Below are 20,856 nucleotides of genomic sequence, written 5' to 3'. Positions count from 1 at the left end.
ACCGCGTTGCCGCCCAGCGCGCGCAGTGACAGCATGAGGACATGACGAGCCCGGGGACCTCGACGCCGGCCGTCACGCTGGTCGGCCGCGCCACCGAGCTCGCCCGTCTGCAGCGGCTGGTCAACGACGCCCGCCGCGGACGGCCCTGCGCGGCGGTGCTGCGCGGGGCTCCCGGCGTCGGCAAGACCGCCCTGCTGGAGCAGCTCGAGCGGACCTGTCCCGACTTCCGCGTGCTGTGGGTGCGGACCTCCTCCCGCCTGTCGGGGATGCCGCTGGCCGCCCTGTCGATGCTGGTCGAGCCGCTCACGGGGTATCTGGACCGGCTCAGCGCCCCGCGTCGCGCCGCCGTGGAGGGAGCGCTCGCCCTCGGGCCCCCGGTCCGCGGCGAGATCGCCCTGGCGACGGGTGTCACGGACCTGCTGCGGATCGCGTCCCGCGACCACCCCCTGCTGATCCTCATGGACGACGCCCAGCACCTCGACGACGGCAGCCTGAAGGTGTTCACATTCGTCGCCAACCACCTGCAGCACGACCGCGTCGCCGCCTTCGTCGCCATCCCCGACGGCGCGACCCTGGAGACGGAGTACGAGCAGATCCGCCTCGACGGGCTGACCGAGGACGAGGCCCGCGCGATGCTCTCCGGCTACGGGGTCGCCGTCCCGCACGACGTGCTGGCCGAGCTGGTCCGGGCCACCGCCGGCAACCCCCTGGCCATCCTCGAGTCGGCCCGATCCGAGGAGATCACCGATTTCGTGCTCAGTGACCACGCCCGGGTGCCCAGCGCGGCGGCCGTCCGGCTGGTCCGCGCCTACTCCCGCCGGTTCAGCGACCTGTCCCCGCTGCAGCGCCGGGCGGCCGTCCTGATCGCCTGCGAACAGCGGTCGACCGTCGAGATCCTCGCGGGCGCCCTGCGCGCCGACGACGGCACGCCTCCGGATCCGACCGGCGCCGACACCACTCTCGCCCGGCGTGCCGTCGACGCGCTGCTCGCCCGCGACGCCGTGCGCACCAGCGGTCAGGGCGTCGACGTGCGCCACCCGCTGGTACGGCAGGCGATCCTCGCCATGGCGGACCCGGAGGAGCTGCGCGACGCCCGGACCGCGCTCGCGGCCGCGCTCGCCGCCCAGGGCTGGCCCGACGCCGCCCTGTGGCAACGGGTCGCCGCGGCTGCGGGACCCGACGCGGAGCTGAGCGCCGCGCTGGCCGCCCACGCGCGCGAGTGCGCGGGGCGACAGGATCGGGCCCGGGCCAGCCAGTCGTACGAGCGCGCGGCCGACCTGGCCACCGACCGGCACACCCGGGCGCTGCTGCTCCTGGAGGCGGCGCTGAACGCGACGCACGTCTCGACGCGCGCCGGCGACCTGCTGCAGGAGGCCATGCGGGAGGCGGACACCGACGCGCTGCGGGAGGAGATCGCCCTCTACCGGGCCCTGATCCACTCGTGGGACGGGCAGGAACCGCCGCATCCCGGCCCCGTGCCCGGGGTGCTCGCGCCCCTGCACGCGGCGGTGCGCGCCCAGCTGCTGGTCGTCGAGCTGCGGGCCGACGAGGTGCCGGAGGACGCCGCCCGGCTCGCCCGGCTCCCCTCCGCGCTGGCGGGCCACCCGGTGGCGGCGCTCGTTCCGGTCGCCCACGCGATGCTCGGCTACCTCGCGGGCACGCTCGACGGGGCGGACGTGGACCGGGTGCGTGCCTCCGCGCCCGCCCACGAGGACGTGCAGTACAGCCTGGCCGCCGGCCTGCTGCTGCTGCTCGTCCAGGACCTCGGCGGAGCCCGCGCCGCGCTCGCTCACGGCCGGGAGATGGCCGAGCGCACCGGAGGGCTGGCGGCGCTGCCGTGGTTGCAGGCCTGCGAGGCGTGGATCGACGTGGAGACCGGCGACCTGACGGCCGGCCTGCGCCGCGCCGTCGAGGCGGCCGAGACGGCTCCCATCTATTCGGGGCGCCTCAGCCATGCCCTGGCCACCCTGGTGCGGGCCCGGGCGCTCGTCCACGGGGGCACCCCGTTCGACGACGCCGTCGGGACGCTGCCGTGGGGGGAGCCGCCGGCCATGGTGCGGGTGCTGCTCGACCAGCTGCGCGCCGCCGACCTCGTCAGCCGCGGCCGCGCCGGCGACGCCGTCAAGGTGCTCGACACGCTGCTGCGCGCCGTCCGGGGCCTGGGCGTGCGCGGGTCGCTGCCGCTGAGCATCGCGACGGACCTGGCGGAGGCGATGCTGGGTGCCGGTCGCCTCACCGGCGCGCAGCGCACGGCGGCCGCGGTGCTGGAGGAGCTCGGCGACGGCCCGGCCCCCTTCCCGCTCGCCGCCGTGCTGCGGAGCCGCTGCCGGGTGATCGCGGCGCCGCGGGAGCAGCTCGACGCCGTCGTCGCCGACGTCCTCGACGGCGGCCCGGGCCTGGCCAACCCGTGGGTCAACGCCTTCCTCACCCACCTGGTCGCCTGCCGGTACGCCGTCGGCGGATTGCGGCCCGCCGCGACGGCGGAACTGGTCCGCTGGTACGCGGCGACCGCGGCCGACGCCTTCGAACGGATCCCGTCCCCGCACTGGTGCGAGCTCGCCGCCGGCCTGCGGGATCGGGCCGCCGCGGCGGCCGGCGGTGCCGACCCGCACGACCGGCTGCGGCTCACCGACCGGGAACGGCAGATCGCCGACGAGGTGCTCACCGGCGCGAGCACCGCCGCGATGGCGGAGCGACTGCACCTGAGCGAGAAGACGGTCGAGGGCAACCTGACCCGGATCTACCGCAAGGCCCAGGTGCGGTCCCGGGCCGAGCTGATGGCGCGGCTGCAGGGGGCCCCGGCGGCCGGTGAGGGCGACTGAGCCGCCCGGTGGTAGACTCGACCACGTTGTCAAGTGGCAGTGGATTCGTTCCGGTTACACGCGTCTTGTGTACGAATGCCATCGCTTGCTCCTGCCCACAAGTTTTGACTCGGCGTGCGCCGCGGGAGTAGTCTTGATAGTCGGTGTCTGCACCATTTCCACCGCTCCCGACCCGGGTCCGAAGCCCCGCGCTTCCCCGTCGAGGCGGATCTGGACGTCAGGCAGACAGATGTGATCCACCGGTCCTGATCCCGAGATACAAACGGAGAATATGTAGTGCCTACGATCCAGCAGTTGGTCCGGAAGGGCCGCTCACCCAAGGTCGCCAAGACCAAGGCGCCCGCCCTCAAGGGCAACCCGATGAAGCGCGGCGTGTGCACCCGCGTCTACACGACCACCCCGAAGAAGCCGAACTCGGCGCTGCGGAAGGTGGCCCGCGTCAAGCTCAACGGCGGCGTCGAGGTCACGGCGTACATCCCGGGTGTCGGCCACAACCTGCAGGAGCACTCCATCGTGCTGGTGCGCGGCGGTCGCGTGAAGGACCTGCCGGGCGTGCGCTACAAGATCGTCCGCGGCGCCCTGGACACCCAGGGTGTCAAGAACCGCCAGCAGGCGCGGAGCCGTTACGGCGCGAAGAAGGAGAAGAAGTAATGCCTCGCAAGGGCCCGGCCCCCAAGCGGCCGCTCGTCAACGACCCGATCTACGGCTCCCCGCTGGTCACCCAGCTGATCAACAAGGTCCTGGTCGACGGCAAGAAGTCCACCGCCGAGCGGATCGTCTACGGCGCCCTCACCGGCGCGCAGACGAAGTCCGGCGCGGACCCCGTCGCCACCCTGAAGAAGGCCATGGACAACGTCCGGCCGACCCTCGAGGTCAAGTCCCGCCGCGTCGGCGGCGCGACCTACCAGGTCCCCGTCGAGGTCAAGGCCGGTCGCGCGACCGCCCTGGCCCTGCGCTGGCTCGTCGGCTACGCCAAGGCGCGCCGCGAGAAGACGATGACCGAGCGCCTGCAGAACGAGATCCTCGACGCCTCGAACGGCCTGGGTGCCGCGGTCAAGCGCCGCGAGGACACCCACAAGATGGCCGAGTCCAACAAGGCCTTCGCGCACTACCGCTGGTAGGCACCGGCATCCCGCCGGGCCCGTCCCGGGCCCGGCGGACCTGAAGTCAAGCCGCAACGAAAGGCAATCACGTGGCAGCACAGGACGTGCTCACCGACCTCACCAAGGTTCGCAACATCGGCATCATGGCGCACATCGATGCCGGTAAGACCACCACCACGGAGCGCATCCTCTTCTACACGGGTGTGAACCACAAGATCGGCGAGACCCACGACGGCGCCTCGACGACCGACTGGATGGAGCAGGAGAAGGAACGCGGCATCACCATCACCTCCGCCGCGGTGACCTGCTTCTGGAACAACAACCAGATCAACATCATCGACACGCCCGGCCACGTGGACTTCACCGTCGAGGTGGAGCGGTCCCTGCGCGTCCTCGACGGCGCCGTCGCGGTGTTCGACGGCAAGGAGGGCGTGGAGCCCCAGTCGGAGACCGTGTGGCGCCAGGCGGACAAGTACGACGTCCCGCGCATCTGCTTCGTCAACAAGATGGACAAGCTCGGCGCGGACTTCTACTTCACCGTCGACACCATCGTCAACCGGCTCGGCGCGAAGCCGCTGGTGCTGCAGCTGCCGATCGGCGCGGAGAACGACTTCATCGGCGTCGTCGACCTGCTCACCATGAAGGCCTTCGTGTGGCCGGGCGACGCCAAGGGCGACGTGACCATGGGCGCGCACTACGAGACCCAGGAGATCCCGGAGGATCTGCGGGAGCGGGCCGAGCAGTACCGCGCGGACCTCGTCGAGGCCGTCGCGGAGGCGTCCGACGAGCTGATGGAGAAGTACCTCGAGGGCGAAGAGCTGTCCATCGAGGAGCTCAAGGCCGGCATCCGGGAACTGACCGTCAACTCGCGGATCTACCCGGTCCTGTGTGGCTCGGCGTTCAAGAACCGCGGCGTGCAGCCGATGCTCGACGCGGTCATCGACTACCTGCCGTCCCCGATCGACGTGCCGCCGATGATCGGGCACGACCCGAAGAACGAGGAGACCGAGCTCTCCCGCAAGCCCTCGCGTGACGAGCCGTTCTCGGCCCTCGCGTTCAAGGTGGCCTCGCACCCGTTCTTCGGCCAGCTCACCTTCGTCCGGGTGTACTCGGGCAAGGTGGCCGCCGGCTCCCAGGTGCTCAACTCCACCAAGTCCAAGAAGGAGCGCATCGGGAAGCTCTTCCAGATGCACGCCAACAAGGAGAACCCGGTCGACGAGGTCTACGCCGGCCACATCTACGCGGTCGTCGGGCTGAAGGACACCACCACGGGGGACACCCTGTGCGATCCGAACCAGCCGATCGTCCTCGAGTCGATGTCGTTCCCCGAGCCGGTGATCTTCGTGGCCATCGAGCCGAAGACGAAGGGTGACCAGGAGAAGCTCTCCACGGCCATCCAGAAGCTCTCGGCCGAGGACCCGACCTTCACCGTCTCGCTGAACGAGGAGACCGGCCAGACCGAGATCGGCGGCATGGGCGAGCTCCACCTGGACATCCTGGTGGACCGCATGCGCCGTGAGTTCCGGGTCGAGGCCAACGTCGGCAAGCCGCAGGTCGCCTACCGGGAGACCATCAAGCGCGTCGTCGAGAAGGTCGACTACACGCACAAGAAGCAGACCGGTGGCTCCGGCCAGTTCGCGAAGGTGCAGATGTCCTTCGCGCCGCTGGACACGTCCGACGGCACGTTCTACGAGTTCGAGAACAAGGTCACCGGCGGCCGCATCCCCCGCGAATACATCCCCTCGGTGGACGCGGGCATCCAGGACGCCATGCAGTTCGGCGTGCTGGCGGGCTACCCGCTCGTGGGCGTGAAGGCGACCCTGCTCGACGGCGCCTACCACGACGTCGACTCCTCGGAGATGGCGTTCAAGATCGCCGGCTCCATGGTGTTCAAGGAAGGCGCCAAGCGTGCCAACCCGGTGCTCCTCGAACCGCTGATGGCGGTCGAGGTGCGTACGCCGGAGGAGTACATGGGCGACGTCATCGGCGACCTGAACTCGCGGCGCGGGCAGATCCAGTCCATGGAGGACGCCAGCGGCGTGAAGGTGGTGCGTGCCAACGTGCCGCTGTCCGAGATGTTCGGCTACATCGGCGATCTGCGCTCCCGCACCCAGGGCCGCGCGGTGTACTCGATGCAGTTCGACAGCTACTCGGAGGTCCCGAAGAACGTGGCCGACGAGATCATCCAGAAGACCCGCGGCGAGTAGTCGCAGGTCGGGGAGCTGATTTCCCCCACCATCAAACCCCACGTAGACTTGGTCGGGTTTCAGTAGCGGCGCCTGCGCCAGCTGGAAGCGACTTCTCTACACCACCAATGTTCTAGGAGGAACCCCGTGGCGAAGGCAAAGTTCGAGCGGACTAAGCCGCACGTCAACATCGGTACCATCGGTCACGTCGACCACGGTAAGACCACGTTGACCGCTGCCATCTCGAAGGTGCTTGCCGACAAGTACCCGGACCTGAACGAGCAGCGCGACTTCTCGTCCATCGACTCTGCTCCCGAAGAGAAGCAGCGCGGCATCACCATCAACATCTCCCACGTGGAGTACCAGACCGACAAGCGTCACTACGCTCACGTGGACGCCCCGGGTCACGCCGACTACATCAAGAACATGATCACCGGTGCGGCGCAGATGGACGGCGCGATCCTCGTGGTCGCGGCGACCGACGGCCCGATGGCGCAGACTCGCGAGCACGTGCTGCTGGCCCGCCAGGTCGGCGTGCCGGCCCTGCTGGTGGCGCTGAACAAGTCGGACATGGTCGACGACGAGGAACTGCTCGACCTGGTCGAGATGGAGGTGCGCGAGCTGCTCTCCTCCCAGGAGTTCGACGGCGACAACGCGCCCGTCATCCGCACCTCCGGCCTGAAGGCCCTCGAGGGCGACGCGGAGTGGGTCAAGTCCGTCGAGGACCTGATGGAGGCCGTGGACACCTACATCCCGGATCCGGTCCGTGACAAGGACAAGCCGTTCCTGATGCCGATCGAGGACGTCTTCACGATCACCGGTCGCGGCACCGTGGTGACCGGCCGTGCCGAGCGTGGCACGCTGGCCATCAACTCCGAGGTCGAGATCGTCGGCATCCGTCCGGTCCAGAAGACCACGGTCACCGGCATCGAGATGTTCCACAAGCAGCTCGACGAGGCGTGGGCCGGCGAGAACTGTGGCCTGCTGCTCCGTGGCCTCAAGCGCGACGACGTCGAGCGTGGCCAGGTCGTGGTGAAGCCGGGTTCGATCACCCCGCACACCAACTTCGAGGCGAACGTCTACATCCTGTCCAAGGACGAGGGTGGGCGTCACAACCCGTTCTACTCGAACTACCGTCCGCAGTTCTACTTCCGGACCACCGACGTCACTGGCGTCATCACGCTGCCCGAGGGCACCGAGATGGTCATGCCGGGCGACAACACCGAGATGTCGGTCGAGCTGATCCAGCCGATCGCCATGGAGGAGGGCCTCGGCTTCGCCATCCGTGAGGGTGGCCGGACCGTCGGCTCGGGTCGCGTCACCAAGATCAACAAGTGACCCCCTCGTCCGGGTGAACGTCTGAGGACGGTCACCCGGACAGGACCACTCGACGAAGGGCCCCGGCATCGTGCCGGGGCCCTTCGCCGTTCCCGGCGCACTGCCGGCAGACGGCCACGTGCCGTGCGAAGTGAGGGGCCTCTCACCCCGCCGATTTGCAGGGCACGCCCGGGTCTGGCAGACTGGATGAGTTGTTCGCGCGCCCTGCCATGTGCGTCGCCGACCGGCTCGGCCGGTCAGCATGAACAGCACCCCGGCCGGAGCGTCGACGGACGCCGGACGGCACGGGGGAGGACCGGCGGTCCGCGGCAGGGCACGGAGACGACCACCCCCACAGCAGAACCCGGGAATCGTGTTGCGCAGGCCAGGCGACACGCCCGAGTGCGGGGGTCGGAGCCGCGGTGGGTTGAGGAACCCGGAATCGTCCGGATTCAGCCCAGGTGACGGCGGTGGGCAGGCGGGAGCCGGCCCACCTGACAAGGGATTCATTTCCACCAGAGAGCACGTGAAGAAAGAGAGTGGCGACGCCATGGCGGGACAGAAGATCCGCATTCGGCTGAAGTCCTATGACCACGAGGTCATTGACGTCTCAGCCCGGAAGATCGTGGAGACGGTGACGCGCGCCGGTGCGACGGTGGTGGGCCCGGTCCCGCTGCCGACCGAGAAGAACGTCTACTGCGTCATCCGTTCGCCGCACAAGTACAAGGACAGCCGCGAGCACTTCGAGATGCGCACCCACAAGCGTCTGATCGACATCATCGACCCCACGCCGAAGGCCGTCGACTCGCTCATGCGCCTCGACCTGCCGGCCGACGTGAACATCGAAATCAAACTCTGAGGATCGCATCGACATGACACACCATCTCACCCGCCAGGTGAAGGGTCTGCTGGGCGTCAAGCTCGGCATGACCCAGGTCTGGGACGAGAACAACCGTCTCGTGCCGGTGACCGTCGTCAAGGCTGACTCGAACGTCATCACCGCGCTGCGCGACGCGCAGACCGACGGCTACTCCGCCGTCCAGATCGGTTACGGCGCCATCGACCCGCGCAAGGTGACCCAGCCGCTGGCCGGTCACTTCGCGAAGGCCGGTGTCACCCCCCGCCGCCACGTCGTCGAGCTGCGCACCGCCGACGCCGCCGAGTACCAGCTCGGCCAGGAGCTCTCCGTGGAGACCTTCGCCGCCGGCCAGCGCGTCGACGTCATCGGCACCACCAAGGGCAAGGGCTTCGCCGGCGTCATGAAGCGGCACGGCTTCCACGGCGTGGGCGCCTCCCACGGTGCGCACAAGAACCACCGCAAGCCCGGTTCGATCGGTGGGGCCTCCACGCCCGGCCGCGTGTTCAAGGGCCTGCGGATGGCCGGCCGGATGGGCGCCGTCCGTCAGACCACGCTGAACCTGCTCGTGCACGGCGTCGACGCCGAGAACTCGCTGCTGCTGCTCAAGGGCGCCGTCCCCGGCCCGCGCGGCTCGGTCGTCCTGGTCCGTTCCGCCGTCAAGGCCAACGAAACTCAGGGAGCGTAACAACCCATGGCTACTACACAGAGTGCGAAGACCGTCGCGGTCGACCTGCCGGCGGACATCTTCGACGTCCAGACCAACGTGCCGCTGCTGCACCAGGTGGTCGTGGCCCAGCTGGCCGCCGCCCGCCAGGGCACGCACAAGACCAAGAACCGCGGCGAGGTCGCCGGTGCCGGTCGCAAGCCGTTCAAGCAGAAGGGCACCGGCCGGGCCCGTCAGGGTTCCGTCCGCGCCCCGCACATGACCGGTGGCGGCGTCGTGCACGGGCCCACCCCGCGCGACTACTCGCAGCGGACCCCCAAGAAGATGAAGGCCGCCGCCCTGCGCGGCGCGCTGTCCGATCGCGCCCGGTACGGCCGGGTGCACGTGGTCAGCAGCCTCGTCGAGGGGACCACGGCCTCCACCAAGGCGGCCCTGGCCGTCCTCGGTGAGCTCACCGATCGCCGGTCCGTGCTCGTCGTCCTCGAGCGGGGCAACGACGTGGCGGCCCTGTCGGTGCGCAACCTGACGAGCGTGCACGCCCTGTACGCCGACCAGCTCAACACCTACGACGTGCTGGTCGCCGACGACGTCGTCTTCACCCAGGCCGCCTACGAGGCGTTCGTGGCTGCCGCCGGCAAGTCGCAGGAGGAAGCCAAGTGAGCACGCAGAGCACCAGCAGTGCCATCCACGTCAAGGACCCGCGGGACATCATCCTCGCGCCGGTCGTCTCGGAGAAGAGCTACGGCCTGATCGACGAGGGCAAGTACACCTTCCTGGTGGACCCCCGGGCCAACAAGACCGAGATCAAGCACGCGATCGAGAAGATCTTCTCCGTCTCGGTCGAGTCCGTGAACACCCTCAACCGTGTCGGCAAGCGCAAGCGGACGAAGTTCGGTTGGGGTCAGCGCAAGGGCACCAAGCGCGCCATCGTCACCCTCAAGCAGGGCACGATCGACATCTTCGGCGGTCCGCTCGGCTGAGCGGAGACCACTTTAGCGAGGAACTGAGAACCCATGGCTATCCGTAAGTACAAGCCGACGACGCCGGGCCGGCGAGGCTCGTCCGTCGCCGACTTCGCAGAGATCACCCGGAGCACTCCGGAGAAGTCCCTGGTGCGGCCGCTGCCCAAGAAGGGCGGCCGGAACAACACCGGCAAGATCACCACCCGGCACAAGGGCGGTGGCCACAAGCGCCAGTACCGGCTGATCGACTTCCGCCGGCACGACAAGGACGGCGTCGACGCGCGCGTCGCGGAGATCGAGTACGACCCGAACCGCACCGCCCGCATCGCCCTCCTGCACTACGTGGACGGCACGAAGCGCTACATCATCGCGCCGAACCGGCTCAAGCAGGGCGACTTCGTCGAGTCCGGCGCCGGCGCCGACATCAAGCCCGGCAACAACCTGCCGCTGCGCAATATCCCCGTCGGCACCGTGATCCACGCCGTCGAGCTGCGCCCGGGCGGCGGGGCCAAGCTGGCCCGCTCCGCCGGTGCGTCCGTGCAGCTGGTGGCGAAGGAGGGCCGGTTCGGCCAGCTGCGGCTGCCCTCCGGCGAGATCCGCAACGTCGACGTGCGCTGCCGTGCCACCGTCGGCGAGGTCGGCAACGCCGAGCAGTCGAACATCAGCTGGGGCAAGGCCGGCCGCAACCGGTGGCGGGGTATCCGCCCGACGGTGCGCGGTGTGGCCATGAACCCGGTCGACCACCCGCATGGTGGTGGCGAGGGCAAGACCTCCGGTGGTCGCAACCCCGTCAACCCGAACGGCAAGCCCGAGGGGCGGACCCGGAGTCGGAAGAAGGAGAGCGACAAGCTGATTGTGCGTCGCCGTCGTACTGGCAAGAACAAGCGATAGGAGCGGCGGACAATGCCTCGCAGCCTGAAGAAGGGCCCCTTCGTCGACCAGCACCTGTTCGTGAAGGTCGCCAACGAGAACGACAAGGGCACGAAGAACGTCATCAAGACCTGGTCCCGCCGGTCGATGATCATCCCCGACATGCTCGGTCACACGATCGCCGTGCACGACGGGCGCAAGCACGTGCCGGTGTTCGTCACGGAGTCCATGGTCGGTCACAAGCTCGGTGAGTTCGCCCCGACCCGGACCTTCCGCGGCCACGTGAAGGACGACAAGAAGGGCAAGCGCCGCTAGGCGCCGCTCTTCGTCAAGACGAGAGAAGGAAAGCAATGGAAGCCAAGGCAGTCGCGCGGCACATCCGCGTCACGCCGATGAAGGCCCGGCGCGTCGTCAACCTGATTCGTGGCAAGCAGGCGAACGAGGCGCTGGCGATCCTGAAGTTCGCCCCGCAGAGCGCGTCCGAGCCGGTCTACAAGGTCGTCGCCTCCGCGCTGGCCAACGCCCGCGTCCAGGCCGACCGCGACAGCATCGCCTTCAACGAGGACGATGTCGTCGTCTCGGAGGCGTTCGTCGACGAGGGCCCGACGATGAAGCGGTTCCAGCCGCGGGCCCAGGGCCGCGCCTACCGCATCAACAAGCGCACGAGCCACATCACCGTCGTCGTCGCCACGCCCCAGAACGAGGAGGTCCGCTAAGTGGGACAGAAAGTCAACCCGCACGGCTTCCGCCTCGGGATCACCACCGACCACGTGTCGCACTGGTACGCCGACAGCACCAAGGCCGGCCAGCGCTACAAGGACTTCGTCCGCGAGGACGTGAAGATCCGCCAGCTCATGTCCAAGGGCATGGACCGCGCCGGTATCGCCAAGGTCGAGATCGAGCGCACCCGCGACCGCGTCCGCGTCGACATCCACACCGCCCGCCCGGGCATCGTCATCGGCCGCCGCGGCGCCGAGGCGGACCGGATCCGCGGCGAGCTGGAGAAGCTCACGGGCAAGCAGGTGCAGCTGAACATCCTCGAGGTGAAGAACCCCGAGATCGAGGCGCAGCTGGTGGCGCAGGGCGTCGCCGAGCAGCTCGCGTCCCGGGTGGCGTTCCGCCGTGCCATGAAGAAGGCCATGCAGTCCGCGCAGCGGGCCGGCGCCAAGGGCATCCGGATCCAGTGCTCCGGCCGCCTCGGCGGTGCCGAGATGAGCCGCTCGGAGTTCTACCGCGAGGGTCGGGTGCCCCTGCACACGCTGCGCGCGAACATCGACTACGGCTTCTTCGAGGCCAAGACCACCTTCGGCCGCATCGGCGTGAAGGTCTGGATCTACAAGGGCGACATCACCGCCAAGGAGCTCGCGGCGCAGGCCGCGGCCGCGCCGTCGCGTGGCCGTGGCGAGCGCGGGGACCGGGGCGACCGCGGTGGTCGTGCCGGTGGCGGCGATCGCCGTCGTCGCGGTGACCGTCCCGAGGCCCAGGCCCCCGCGGCTGCCGAGAACACCCCGGCCGGCGCCAGCGGCGCAGGCGCTGAAGGAGGAGAGCAGTAATGCTGATCCCACGCCGAGTGAAGTACCGCAAGCAGCACCACCCGGGTCGCTCCGGGCAGGCCACGGGCGGTACCCAGGTGACGTTCGGTGACTACGGCATCCAGGCGCTGAGCCCGGCCTACATCACCAACCGGCAGATCGAGGCCGCTCGTATCGCCATGACGCGTCACATCAAGCGTGGCGGCAAGGTCTGGATCAACATCTACCCGGACCGCCCGCTGACCAAGAAGCCCGCCGAGACCCGCATGGGATCCGGCAAGGGTTCGCCCGAATGGTGGGTCGCCAACGTCAAGCCCGGACGCGTGCTCTTCGAGCTGTCCGGTGTCACCGACGAGGTGGCGCGCGAGGCCCTGCGCCTGGCCATCCACAAGCTCCCGTGCAAGGCGCGCATCGTGCGCCGCGAAGGTGGTGAATAGACATGGCAGTGGGGACCAAGGACCTGGCCATCGATCAGCTCGCCGAGCTGGACAACGATCGGCTGACCGAGGAGCTGCGCAAGTCGAAGGAAGAGCTGTTCAATCTGCGCTTCCAGTCCGCGACCGGCCAGCTCGAGAACCACGGGCGGCTCAAGGCGGTCAAGCGGGACATCGCCCGCATCTACACGCTGCTGCGCGAGCGCGAGCTGGGCATCCGCCCCGCCGTGGCGAAGGCCGCCGAGCCGGCCCCGACCGAGAAGAAGGCCACGCGGCGGTCCAAGAAGGCCGAGGAGACTCCGGCGGACGAGCCCGCCGCCGCAGCGAGCGAGGATGAGACCAAGTGAGTGAGAACGTGACCGAGAACGCGGCCGCCGGCGACGGCACCGGCGCCAAGTCCCGCGGGTACCGCAAGACCCGCCGCGGCTACGTCGTGTCCGACAAGATGGACAAGACCGTGGTCGTGCAGGTCGAGGACCGCGTCAAGCACGCCCTGTACGGCAAGGTGCTGCGCCGGACCTCGAAGGTGAAGGCGCACGACGAGCAGAACACCGCCGGCATCGGCGACCTGGTCCTGATCAGCGAGACGCGGCCGCTCTCCGCCACCAAGCGGTGGCGGCTGGTCGAGATCGTCGAGAAGGCCAAGTAAACTCTCTCTCTGCCCCTCCGTGTCGTCGGTCGCGGACAGCGACGGCGGCGGAGGGCGGAGGCTCGGGGCCGGTGGCGGGGGAGTGTTTCCCCGCTCCGGCCCGGCCCGCGGGTCCGGACGGCCCGCGCAGACCATATCCGTTCGGCCAGGCTTCGCCCGTCCCCGGGACTCCGGGGCGGACGCGAAGAACCGGCACGACGACAGGAGTACACAGTGATTCAGCAGGAGTCGCGACTGAAGGTCGCCGACAACACGGGTGCGAAGGAGATCCTCACCATCCGTGTGCTCGGCGGTTCCGGACGTCGCTACGCAGGCATCGGTGACGTGATCGTCGCCACCGTCAAGGACGCGATCCCCGGTGGCAACGTCAAGAAGGGTGACGTCGTCAAGGCCGTCATCGTGCGCACCAAGAAGGAGCGCCGTCGTCCCGACGGGTCCTACATCAAGTTCGACGAGAACGCCGCAGTGATCCTGAAGAACGACGGCGACCCCCGCGGCACCCGCATCTTCGGGCCCGTCGGGCGGGAGCTGCGCGACAAGCGCTTCATGAAGATCATCTCGCTGGCGCCGGAGGTGCTCTGACCCATGGCTCAGAAGTTCAAGATCAAGAAGGGCGACCTGGTCCAGGTGATCAGCGGCGCCAGCGCCGAGCGCGGCGGTGACCGGGGCAAGCAGGGCAAGGTCCTGAAGGTGTTCCCCGAGACCAACCGTGTCCTCGTCGAGGGCATCAACCGGGTCACCAAGCACACCAAGGCCGGGCAGAGCGAGCGCGGCACCCGCACCGGGGGCATCGAGCACGTCGAGGCGCCGATCCACATCTCCAACGTGGCGGTCGTCGACCCCGAGACCAAGAAGCCGACCCGCGTGGGCTACCGGATCGACACCGTCGAGCGCGACGGCCGGCAGCGCACCGTGCGTATCCGCGTGGCCAAGGCCTCCGGTAAGGACCTGTGATGAGCGAGACGACAGAGATGAACAGCACCGCCGGTGCCACCGACGAGAAGATCACGCCGCGCCTGAAGGCGAAGTACCGCGCGGAGATCGTGGGCAAGCTCCAGGAGGAGTTCTCCTACGCGAACCCGATGCAGGTTCCCGGCCTGGTCAAGGTCGTCGTGAACATGGGTGTCGGCGACGCGGCGAAGGACTCGAAGCTGATCGAGGGCGCCGTGCGCGACCTGACGGCGATCACCGGCCAGAAGCCGATGGTTACGAAGGCCCGCAAGTCCATCGCGCAGTTCAAGCTGCGCGAGGGCATGCCCATCGGTACCCACGCCACCCTGCGCGGTGACCGCATGTGGGAGTTCGTGGACCGCCTGGTCAGCCTCGCGCTGCCCCGCATCCGCGACTTCCGCGGCCTGAGCCCGAAGCAGTTCGACGGCAACGGCAACTACACGTTCGGCCTGACCGAGCAGGTCATGTTCCACGAGATCGACCAGGATCGGATCGATCGCACGCGGGGCATGGACATCACCGTGGTGACCACGGCGAAGACCGACGACGAGGGCCGCGCGCTGCTGCGCGCACTGGGCTTCCCGTTCACCACCGACTGACACCACTACGCCGCAGGTCCGCACGCCGTCCTACCCGGGGCACAGCGCGGAAACCACGTCGAGGAAGGGCACCAGCCCAATGACCATGACAGACCCAGTCGCAGACATGCTGACGCGCCTGCGCAACGCCAACTCCGCTCACCACGACGCGGTGACGATGCCCTACAGCAAGCTCAAGGGCCGCGTCGCCGACATCCTCAAGGCCGAGGGCTACATCGCCGACTGGTCCGAGGAGGACGCCCGCGTGGGCAAGAACCTCACCATCGCGCTGAAGTTCGGCCCCAACCGTGAGCGGGCCATCGCCGGCGTGCGCCGTATCTCGAAGCCCGGCCTCCGGGTGTACGCGAAGTCCACGAACCTGCCGCACGTTCTCGGCGGTCTCGGCATCGCGATCCTGTCCACCTCCTCCGGTCTGCTGACCGACAAGCAGGCTGCCAAGAAGGGCGTCGGCGGGGAAGTCCTCGCCTACGTCTGGTAGTCGCGGGCACACGAAAGGAAGGAAAGCACCATGTCACGAATCGGACGTCTCCCGATCGCCGTGCCCGCCGGTGTCGATGTCAGCATCGACGGCAACCAGGTCAGCGTCAAGGGCCCGAAGGGGGAGCTGAGCCACACCGTGGCGAGCCCCATCGAGGTCGCGCTGAACGAGGGCACGCTGACGGTCTCCCGGCCCGACGACGAGCGGGAGTCCCGCTCGCTGCACGGCCTGACCCGTTCCCTGATCAACAACCTCATCGTCGGCGTCACCGCCGGCTACGAGAAGAAGCTGGAGATCGTGGGCACCGGCTACCGCGTGCAGGCCCGGGGCGCGGACCTCGAGTTCGCGCTCGGGTACTCCCACCCGGTCCCGGTCAAGGCCCCCGACGGCATCACCTTCACGGTGGAGGGCCCGAACCGGCTCACCGTCACCGGCATCGACAAGCAGCGCGTCGGCGAGGTCGCCGCGAACATCCGCAAACTGCGCCGTCCCGACCCGTACAAGGGCAAGGGCATCCGGTACGCAGGCGAGCAGATCCGCCGCAAGGTCGGAAAGGCTGGTAAGTAACCATGACTCCCATCGGGATCTCCGTCATCAAGGGCCGGAGCAAGGCCGCCGCCCGTGCTCGCCGCCAGGTCCGTGGCCGGAAGCACGTCAACGGCACGACGACCCGGCCGCGCCTGGTCGTCACCCGCTCCAGCCGCCACGTCTTCGTCCAGGTCGTCGACGACACCCGCGGGGTCACCCTCGCGTCGGCGTCGACCCTCGAGGCGGACCTGCGGTCGCTCGAGGCCGACAAGACCGCCAAGGCCCGCCGGGTCGGCGAACTGGTCGCCGAGCGCGCCCAGGCCGCCGGTGTGGCGAGCGTCGTGTTCGACCGCGCGGGCAACAAGTACCACGGCCGGGTGGCCGCGGTTGCTGAGGGCGCCCGCGAGAAGGGGCTGGCACTGTGAGCGAGCAGAACAACGAGAAGGACACTGTGGTGAACAACGCAGAGGCGACCACGGCGGACACCGCCGGCGCTGCCGCAGACAGCACGCGGACCGACGGCGGTGCTCGCACCGACGGTGGTCGGGGTGAGCGCGGCGGTCGTGGCGAGCGCGGTGAGCGCGGCCGTGGCCGTGACGGCGGCCGTGGTGGCCGTGGTGGCCGTGGTGGCCGCGACGACGATCGGGACAAGTTCCTCGAGCGCGTCGTGAACATCAACCGCGTCGCCAAGGTCGTCAAGGGCGGCCGCCGGTTCTCCTTCACCGCCCTCGTCGTCGTCGGTGACGGCAACGGGATGGTCGGTGTCGGCTACGGCAAGGCCAAGGAGGTGCCGGCCGCGATCGCCAAGGGCGTCGAGGAGGCGAAGAAGTCCTTCTTCCGCGTCCCCCGCATCGAGGACCGCACCATCCCGCACCGCGTGCAGGGTGAGGCCGCCGCGGGCGTCGTCATGCTCCGCCCGGCCACACCGGGTACCGGCGTGATCGCCGGTGGTCCGGTGCGCGCCGTGCTCGAGTGCGCCGGCATCCACGACGTGCTCTCCAAGTCGCTCGGCTCCTCGAACGCCATCAACATCGTCCACGCGACGGTGGCGGCGCTCAAGGGTCTCGAGGAGCCCCGCTCCGTGGCGGCCCGCCGTGGCCTGCCCATGGACGAGGTCGTCCCCGGGCCGCTGCTGCGCTCGATCCAGAAGGCAGGTGCGTGACCATGGCTGCGCCGACGTACGAAGGCAAGCTGAAGGTGACCCAGATCCGGTCCGTCATCGGGGGCAAGCAGAACCAGCGGGACACGCTGCGTTCGCTCGGCCTCAAGCGGATCGGCCACACGGTCGAGCGTGACGCCGACGCCGTGACCCTGGGCATGATCCACACGGTGTCGCACCTGGTGAAGGTCGAGGAGGCGAAATGAGCGAGAACACGAACACGAACACGAACACGAACGAGGCCGTCGAGGGCGCCGGGTCCACCCACGCCCTGAAGGTCCACCACCTCCGGCCGGCTCCCGGCGCGAAGACCGCCCGCACCCGCGTGGGTCGCGGCGAGGGCTCCAAGGGCAAGACCGCGGGCCGCGGTACCAAGGGCACGAAGGCCCGGTACCAGGTCCGCCCGGGCTTCGCCGGCGGTCAGCTCCCGCTGCACATGCGGATGCCGAAGCTGCGCGGCTTCACGAACCCGTTCCGCGTCGAGTTCCAGGTCGTGAACCTGGACAAGCTCGCGGAGCTGTTCCCGGCCGGCGGCACGGTGGACGTCGAGGCGCTGGTCGCCAAGGGCGCCGTCCGCAAGAACCAGCCGGTGAAGATCCTCGGCTCGGGCGAGATCGGCGTCGCGGTGAACGTCACCGCGAACGCGTTCTCGGCCAGCGCGATCGAGAAGATCGCCGCCGCCGGCGGCAGCACCACCGCGCTGTAACCAGCACGTGAGCCGAACTCCCGGTCGAGGGGAACACCCTCGGCCGGGAGTTCGTCGCATCCGGGGCGGCGACGCCACCGGAACCACTACCGATACACTGGCAAGCTGTGGCCAGCGGCCACCGCTTCCACCCCTTGACTCTCTCCAGGAGGACACTTGCTCAGCGCACTTGGACGGGCGTTCCGGACGCCCGATCTGCGACGCAAGTTGTTGTTCACGCTGGCGGTGATCGCCATCTACCGGGCGGGTGCGTATGTCCCCTCCCCGGGCGTCGACTACGCCAACGTGCAGCAGTGCCTCGCCCTCGGCAACACCTCGGGCGGCGTGTATCAGCTGGTCAACCTGTTCAGCGGCGGAGCGCTGCTGCAGGTGTCCATCTTCGCGCTCGGCATCATGCCCTACATCACCGCCAGCATCATCATCCAGCTGCTGCGCGTCGTGATCCCCTACTTCCAGACGCTCTGGGAGGAGGGGCAGACCGGGCAGGCGAGGCTGACGCAGTACACGCGCTACCTCACCATCGGGCTCGGCGTCCTGAACGCGACGACGATCGTGACGCTGGCCCGGTCCGGTGCCCTGCTGAACAACTGCCCGTACCCGGTCATCCCCCAGGACGACCCGGCGACCATCGTCCTGCTGATCGTGACGCTCACGGCCGGCACCGGGCTGATCATGTGGCTCGGCGAACTGGTGACGGAGAAGGGTGTCGGCAACGGCATGTCCATCCTCATCTTCACCTCCGTGGCCGCCGGCTTCCCCAGCGCGCTCGGTGCCATCCTCACGACCAAGGGCTGGGGCACGTTCCTGCTCGTGCTGGTCCTCGGCCTCGTCGTCGTCGCCGCCGTCGTCTTCGTCGAGCAGTCCCAGCGCCGCATCCCCGTCCAGTACGCCAAACGCATGGTGGGACGGCGGACCGTGGGCGGCACCACGACGTACATCCCCATCAAGGTCAACATGGCCGGCGTGATCCCCGTGATCTTCGCGTCCTCGATGCTGTACCTGCCGAGCCTGCTCGCGCAGTTCAACACCCCGCAGGCGGGGCAGGAACCCGCCGGGTGGGTCGTGTGGATCAACAACTACCTCACCCGCGGCGACCACCCGCTGTACATGGCGCTGTACGCCCTGCTGATCATCTTCTTCACGTACTTCTACGGGTCCATCACCTTCAACCCCACCGAGGTGAGCGACAACATGAAGAAGTACGGCGGCTTCATCCCGGGCATCCGGGCCGGCCGACCGACGGAGCAGTACCTGCAGTACGTGCTCTCGCGGATCACCCTGCCCGGGGCGATCTACCTCGCGGTGGTCGCCCTGCTCCCGCTGATCGCCCTCGTGATGTTCGGCGCGAACCAGAACTTCCCGTTCGGCGGGACGTCGCTGCTGATCGTCGTGGGTGTCGGGCTCGAGACGGTGAAGCAGATCGACGCGCAACTGCAGCAACGACACTACGAAGGGCTCCTGCGATGACTCAGACGGACGTACAGGCACAGACGGCTTCCCTGGCGGCCGCGGGCGTGCGGATGCTGATCATCGGTCCGCCGGGCTCCGGCAAGGGCACCCAGGCCGCGCGCATCAGTGAGCGGCTCGGCATCGTCGCCATCTCCACGGGCGACATCTTCCGGGCCAACGTCAAGGAGCGCACGCCGCTCGGCATCGAGGCGAAGTCCTACATGGACGCCGGCGACTTCGTGCCGGACTCGGTGACGAACAACATGGTCCGCGAACGGCTGGCCCAGGCGGACGTCGCCGGCGGCTTCCTCCTCGACGGCTACCCGCGCACCACCGCCCAGGTGGAGGAGCTGGACGCCATCCTCGCCGCCGGCAGCACCAGCCTGGACCTCGTCCTGCAGCTGACCGCCGACCACGAGGAACTGGTCCGCCGTCTTCTCAGCCGCGCCGCCGAGGAAGGCCGCACGGACGACAACGAATCGGTGATCCGGCATCGGCTCGACCTCTACACCCAGCAGACGTCCGCCGTCGTCAAGGAGTACGCGGGCCGGGGAATCCTCGTCGAGGTGGACGGCATCGGCGCGATCGACGAGGTCACGGATCGTGTGATGGCCGCCATGGCGCGCGTCATCGAGCGCCAGGCCTGACGATGTCCCCCTTCGCCCGGCACGGCATCGAGTACAAGTCCCGCGAGCAGATGGCGCACATGGTCGAGGCCGGCCGCGTCACGTCCGCGGCCCTGGACGCCGCGGTCGCCGCCGCCCGGGTGGGGGTCAGCACCGCCGAGATCGACGCCGCCGCGGCCGCGGTCATCCGTGCTGCCGGCGCCACGTCGAACTTCCTCGGTTACCACGGGTACCCGGCCACCCTGTGCATCTCGGTGAACCAGCAGGTGGTGCACGGCATCCCGGGGAGCTACCGGCTCGCCGACGGGGACCTGGTCTCCATCGACGGCGGCGCGATCGTCGACGGCTGGCACGGCGACAGCGCCCGCACCCTGATCGTGGGCGAGGCGGACCCCGCCGACGTCGAGCTCTCCCGGGTCACCGAGGAGGCCATGTGGGCGGGGGTGGCCGCGTTCGCGACGGCGACCCGCGTCGGGGACGTCGGCGCCGCGATCGACGACCGGGTCACCGAGCTGGCGGGGGAGCGGTTCGGCATCCTCGAGGACTATGTCGGCCACGGCATCGGCACCGCCATGCACCAGCCGCCCGACGTGCTCAACTACCGGGCCCGTGACCGCGGCCCGAAGGCCCGGGCCGGGCTCTGCCTGGCCATCGAGCCGATGCTCGTGGCCGGAGGGCTGGAGACGGCCGTGCTCGACGACGACTGGACCGTCGTGACCGTCGACGGCGCCCGCGCCGCCCACTGGGAGCACTCGGTGGCCCGGCACGAGGACGGCATCTGGGTGCTCACCGCGCCGGACGGCGGCGCGGCCCGGCTCGCGCCCTACGGCGTCACGCCCGTCGCCCCCTGAACCGGGCGCCGACGTCCGCCCCGATTTCCCTTCGGGGGCTGATCCGCGTAGACTCGTCTGTTGGTTGTCTGCGCCCTTTGCGCGGCGTGTCCGTTCCCCGGTGAGACGAGT

At 69.3% G+C, this 20,856-nt stretch carries 28 protein-coding genes; all 28 read left to right on the top strand.

The genetic code is table 11. The features are described from left to right. Nucleotides 1–41 precede the first annotated feature (41 nt). Nucleotides 42–2,822, top strand: a complete 2,781-nt coding sequence (locus IEX22_RS05665) for an AAA family ATPase (protein ID WP_188667291.1) — start codon at nucleotides 42–44, stop codon at nucleotides 2,820–2,822. Nucleotides 2,823–3,098: 276 nt separating this feature from the next. After that, nucleotides 3,099–3,473: a 30S ribosomal protein S12 gene (rpsL, locus tag IEX22_RS05660; RefSeq protein WP_076704018.1), complete on the top strand. Its 375-nt coding sequence runs from the start codon at nucleotides 3,099–3,101 to the stop codon at nucleotides 3,471–3,473. Then, nucleotides 3,473–3,943, top strand: a complete 471-nt coding sequence (gene rpsG, locus IEX22_RS05655) for a 30S ribosomal protein S7 (protein WP_188667289.1) — start codon at nucleotides 3,473–3,475, stop codon at nucleotides 3,941–3,943. Before rpsL ends, rpsG begins: the two co-directional genes overlap by 1 nt. Nucleotides 3,944–4,014: 71 nt before the next feature. Continuing rightward, nucleotides 4,015–6,132 (top strand): elongation factor G, encoded by a 2,118-nt coding sequence (gene fusA, locus IEX22_RS05650; protein WP_188667287.1) that lies wholly within the window; start codon nucleotides 4,015–4,017, stop codon nucleotides 6,130–6,132. Between the two features lie 126 nt (nucleotides 6,133–6,258). Continuing rightward, nucleotides 6,259–7,449, top strand: coding sequence for an elongation factor Tu (tuf, locus tag IEX22_RS05645; RefSeq protein WP_188667285.1), 1,191 nt, complete (start codon nucleotides 6,259–6,261; stop codon nucleotides 7,447–7,449). Nucleotides 7,450–7,978: 529 nt separating this feature from the next. Continuing rightward, nucleotides 7,979–8,287, top strand: coding sequence for a 30S ribosomal protein S10 (gene rpsJ / locus IEX22_RS05640; protein WP_003803825.1), 309 nt, complete (start codon nucleotides 7,979–7,981; stop codon nucleotides 8,285–8,287). A 13-nt stretch (nucleotides 8,288–8,300) separates the two neighbouring features. Beyond that, entirely contained in the window at nucleotides 8,301–8,972 is a 672-nt protein-coding gene (gene rplC / locus IEX22_RS05635; RefSeq protein WP_188667283.1) for a 50S ribosomal protein L3, read from the top strand. Between the two features lie 6 nt (nucleotides 8,973–8,978). After that, nucleotides 8,979–9,611 (top strand): 50S ribosomal protein L4, encoded by a 633-nt coding sequence (rplD, locus tag IEX22_RS05630; RefSeq protein ID WP_188667281.1) that lies wholly within the window; start codon nucleotides 8,979–8,981, stop codon nucleotides 9,609–9,611. Beyond that, nucleotides 9,608–9,931 carry a 50S ribosomal protein L23 gene (gene rplW, locus IEX22_RS05625; protein ID WP_188667279.1) on the top strand — a complete coding sequence of 108 codons (324 nt, stop codon included), beginning with the start codon at nucleotides 9,608–9,610 and terminating at the stop codon, nucleotides 9,929–9,931. The genes rplD and rplW overlap by 4 nt, the downstream gene beginning before the upstream one ends. A gap of 33 nt (nucleotides 9,932–9,964) precedes the next feature. Further along, complete coding sequence (rplB, locus tag IEX22_RS05620; RefSeq protein WP_188667277.1) at nucleotides 9,965–10,804, top strand: 50S ribosomal protein L2; 840 nt, start codon at nucleotides 9,965–9,967, stop codon at nucleotides 10,802–10,804. 12 nt (nucleotides 10,805–10,816) lie between these two features. Next, the gene (rpsS, locus tag IEX22_RS05615) at nucleotides 10,817–11,098 is read left to right on the top strand and encodes a 30S ribosomal protein S19 (RefSeq protein WP_076693515.1); all 282 of its coding nucleotides are present in this window, start codon (nucleotides 10,817–10,819) and stop codon (nucleotides 11,096–11,098) included. A gap of 35 nt (nucleotides 11,099–11,133) precedes the next feature. Continuing rightward, complete coding sequence (rplV, locus tag IEX22_RS05610) at nucleotides 11,134–11,499, top strand: 50S ribosomal protein L22 (protein ID WP_188667275.1); 366 nt, start codon at nucleotides 11,134–11,136, stop codon at nucleotides 11,497–11,499. Beyond that, nucleotides 11,500–12,336 carry a 30S ribosomal protein S3 gene (gene rpsC / locus IEX22_RS05605; protein ID WP_188667273.1) on the top strand — a complete coding sequence of 279 codons (837 nt, stop codon included), beginning with the start codon at nucleotides 11,500–11,502 and terminating at the stop codon, nucleotides 12,334–12,336. Further along, a complete protein-coding gene (gene rplP / locus IEX22_RS05600) occupies nucleotides 12,336–12,752 on the top strand; it encodes a 50S ribosomal protein L16 (protein ID WP_188667271.1) in 417 nt (138 codons plus the stop codon). The genes rpsC and rplP overlap by 1 nt, the downstream gene beginning before the upstream one ends. Nucleotides 12,753–12,754: 2 nt before the next feature. Continuing rightward, nucleotides 12,755–13,096, top strand: coding sequence for a 50S ribosomal protein L29 (rpmC, locus tag IEX22_RS05595; RefSeq protein WP_188667268.1), 342 nt, complete (start codon nucleotides 12,755–12,757; stop codon nucleotides 13,094–13,096). Further along, nucleotides 13,093–13,398, top strand: coding sequence for a 30S ribosomal protein S17 (gene rpsQ, locus IEX22_RS05590; protein WP_188667266.1), 306 nt, complete (start codon nucleotides 13,093–13,095; stop codon nucleotides 13,396–13,398). Before rpmC ends, rpsQ begins: the two co-directional genes overlap by 4 nt. 213 nt (nucleotides 13,399–13,611) lie before the next feature. Beyond that, on the top strand, nucleotides 13,612–13,980 hold the full coding sequence (gene rplN / locus IEX22_RS05585; protein WP_076693521.1) for a 50S ribosomal protein L14: 369 nt from the start codon (nucleotides 13,612–13,614) through the stop codon (nucleotides 13,978–13,980). Between the two features lie 3 nt (nucleotides 13,981–13,983). Then, nucleotides 13,984–14,352, top strand: a complete 369-nt coding sequence (rplX, locus tag IEX22_RS05580; RefSeq protein ID WP_188667264.1) for a 50S ribosomal protein L24 — start codon at nucleotides 13,984–13,986, stop codon at nucleotides 14,350–14,352. Continuing rightward, nucleotides 14,352–14,948: a 50S ribosomal protein L5 gene (gene rplE / locus IEX22_RS05575; protein WP_188667262.1), complete on the top strand. Its 597-nt coding sequence runs from the start codon at nucleotides 14,352–14,354 to the stop codon at nucleotides 14,946–14,948. Before rplX ends, rplE begins: the two co-directional genes overlap by 1 nt. 79 nt (nucleotides 14,949–15,027) lie before the next feature. Further along, the gene (gene rpsH, locus IEX22_RS05570) at nucleotides 15,028–15,426 is read left to right on the top strand and encodes a 30S ribosomal protein S8 (RefSeq protein ID WP_188667260.1); all 399 of its coding nucleotides are present in this window, start codon (nucleotides 15,028–15,030) and stop codon (nucleotides 15,424–15,426) included. Between the two features lie 30 nt (nucleotides 15,427–15,456). Next, the gene (rplF, locus tag IEX22_RS05565) at nucleotides 15,457–15,993 is read left to right on the top strand and encodes a 50S ribosomal protein L6 (RefSeq protein WP_188667258.1); all 537 of its coding nucleotides are present in this window, start codon (nucleotides 15,457–15,459) and stop codon (nucleotides 15,991–15,993) included. Between the two features lie 2 nt (nucleotides 15,994–15,995). Continuing rightward, nucleotides 15,996–16,379 (top strand): 50S ribosomal protein L18, encoded by a 384-nt coding sequence (gene rplR / locus IEX22_RS05560; protein ID WP_188667253.1) that lies wholly within the window; start codon nucleotides 15,996–15,998, stop codon nucleotides 16,377–16,379. Then, a complete protein-coding gene (rpsE, locus tag IEX22_RS05555; RefSeq protein ID WP_188667251.1) occupies nucleotides 16,376–17,116 on the top strand; it encodes a 30S ribosomal protein S5 in 741 nt (246 codons plus the stop codon). Before rplR ends, rpsE begins: the two co-directional genes overlap by 4 nt. Before the next feature lie 2 nt (nucleotides 17,117–17,118). Beyond that, nucleotides 17,119–17,319, top strand: a complete 201-nt coding sequence (gene rpmD, locus IEX22_RS05550) for a 50S ribosomal protein L30 (RefSeq protein ID WP_188667249.1) — start codon at nucleotides 17,119–17,121, stop codon at nucleotides 17,317–17,319. Beyond that, the gene (rplO, locus tag IEX22_RS05545; protein WP_188667247.1) at nucleotides 17,316–17,819 is read left to right on the top strand and encodes a 50S ribosomal protein L15; all 504 of its coding nucleotides are present in this window, start codon (nucleotides 17,316–17,318) and stop codon (nucleotides 17,817–17,819) included. Before rpmD ends, rplO begins: the two co-directional genes overlap by 4 nt. Nucleotides 17,820–17,975: 156 nt before the next feature. Beyond that, a complete protein-coding gene (gene secY, locus IEX22_RS05540) occupies nucleotides 17,976–19,286 on the top strand; it encodes a preprotein translocase subunit SecY (RefSeq protein WP_188667245.1) in 1,311 nt (436 codons plus the stop codon). Between the two features lie 53 nt (nucleotides 19,287–19,339). Further along, a complete protein-coding gene (locus tag IEX22_RS05535) occupies nucleotides 19,340–19,915 on the top strand; it encodes an adenylate kinase (RefSeq protein WP_188667442.1) in 576 nt (191 codons plus the stop codon). A 2-nt stretch (nucleotides 19,916–19,917) separates the two neighbouring features. Further along, a complete protein-coding gene (gene map / locus IEX22_RS05530) occupies nucleotides 19,918–20,745 on the top strand; it encodes a type I methionyl aminopeptidase (RefSeq protein WP_188667243.1) in 828 nt (275 codons plus the stop codon). Nucleotides 20,746–20,856 lie beyond the last annotated feature (111 nt).

The sequence above is a fragment of the Tersicoccus solisilvae genome (genome assembly GCF_014643255.1).
Taxonomy (GTDB): domain Bacteria; phylum Actinomycetota; class Actinomycetes; order Actinomycetales; family Micrococcaceae; genus Tersicoccus; species Tersicoccus solisilvae.
Note: the sequence above shows the minus strand (reverse complement) of the source record. Positions and strands in the feature narration are given on the sequence as shown.

Bases quoted from the DNA above. Each gene is read 5' to 3' on its own strand.
- IEX22_RS05665 (WP_188667291.1), top strand. From the start codon at position 42: ATGACGAGCCCGGGGACCTCGACGCCGGCCGTCACGCTGGTCGGCCGC.
- rpsG (WP_188667289.1), top strand. From the start codon at position 3,473: ATGCCTCGCAAGGGCCCGGCCCCCAAGCGGCCGCTCGTCAACGACCCG.
- rpsJ (WP_003803825.1), top strand. From the start codon at position 7,979: ATGGCGGGACAGAAGATCCGCATTCGGCTGAAGTCCTATGACCACGAG.
- rplC (WP_188667283.1), top strand. From the start codon at position 8,301: ATGACACACCATCTCACCCGCCAGGTGAAGGGTCTGCTGGGCGTCAAG.
- rplD (WP_188667281.1), top strand. From the start codon at position 8,979: ATGGCTACTACACAGAGTGCGAAGACCGTCGCGGTCGACCTGCCGGCG.
- rplB (WP_188667277.1), top strand. From the start codon at position 9,965: ATGGCTATCCGTAAGTACAAGCCGACGACGCCGGGCCGGCGAGGCTCG.
- rpsS (WP_076693515.1), top strand. From the start codon at position 10,817: ATGCCTCGCAGCCTGAAGAAGGGCCCCTTCGTCGACCAGCACCTGTTC.
- rplV (WP_188667275.1), top strand. From the start codon at position 11,134: ATGGAAGCCAAGGCAGTCGCGCGGCACATCCGCGTCACGCCGATGAAG.
- rplP (WP_188667271.1), top strand. From the start codon at position 12,336: ATGCTGATCCCACGCCGAGTGAAGTACCGCAAGCAGCACCACCCGGGT.
- rpmC (WP_188667268.1), top strand. From the start codon at position 12,755: ATGGCAGTGGGGACCAAGGACCTGGCCATCGATCAGCTCGCCGAGCTG.
- rplX (WP_188667264.1), top strand. From the start codon at position 13,984: ATGGCTCAGAAGTTCAAGATCAAGAAGGGCGACCTGGTCCAGGTGATC.
- rplE (WP_188667262.1), top strand. From the start codon at position 14,352: ATGAGCGAGACGACAGAGATGAACAGCACCGCCGGTGCCACCGACGAG.
- rpsH (WP_188667260.1), top strand. From the start codon at position 15,028: ATGACCATGACAGACCCAGTCGCAGACATGCTGACGCGCCTGCGCAAC.
- rplF (WP_188667258.1), top strand. From the start codon at position 15,457: ATGTCACGAATCGGACGTCTCCCGATCGCCGTGCCCGCCGGTGTCGAT.
- rplR (WP_188667253.1), top strand. From the start codon at position 15,996: ATGACTCCCATCGGGATCTCCGTCATCAAGGGCCGGAGCAAGGCCGCC.
- rpmD (WP_188667249.1), top strand. From the start codon at position 17,119: ATGGCTGCGCCGACGTACGAAGGCAAGCTGAAGGTGACCCAGATCCGG.
- rplO (WP_188667247.1), top strand. From the start codon at position 17,316: ATGAGCGAGAACACGAACACGAACACGAACACGAACGAGGCCGTCGAG.
- IEX22_RS05535 (WP_188667442.1), top strand. From the start codon at position 19,340: ATGCTGATCATCGGTCCGCCGGGCTCCGGCAAGGGCACCCAGGCCGCG.
- map (WP_188667243.1), top strand. From the start codon at position 19,918: ATGTCCCCCTTCGCCCGGCACGGCATCGAGTACAAGTCCCGCGAGCAG.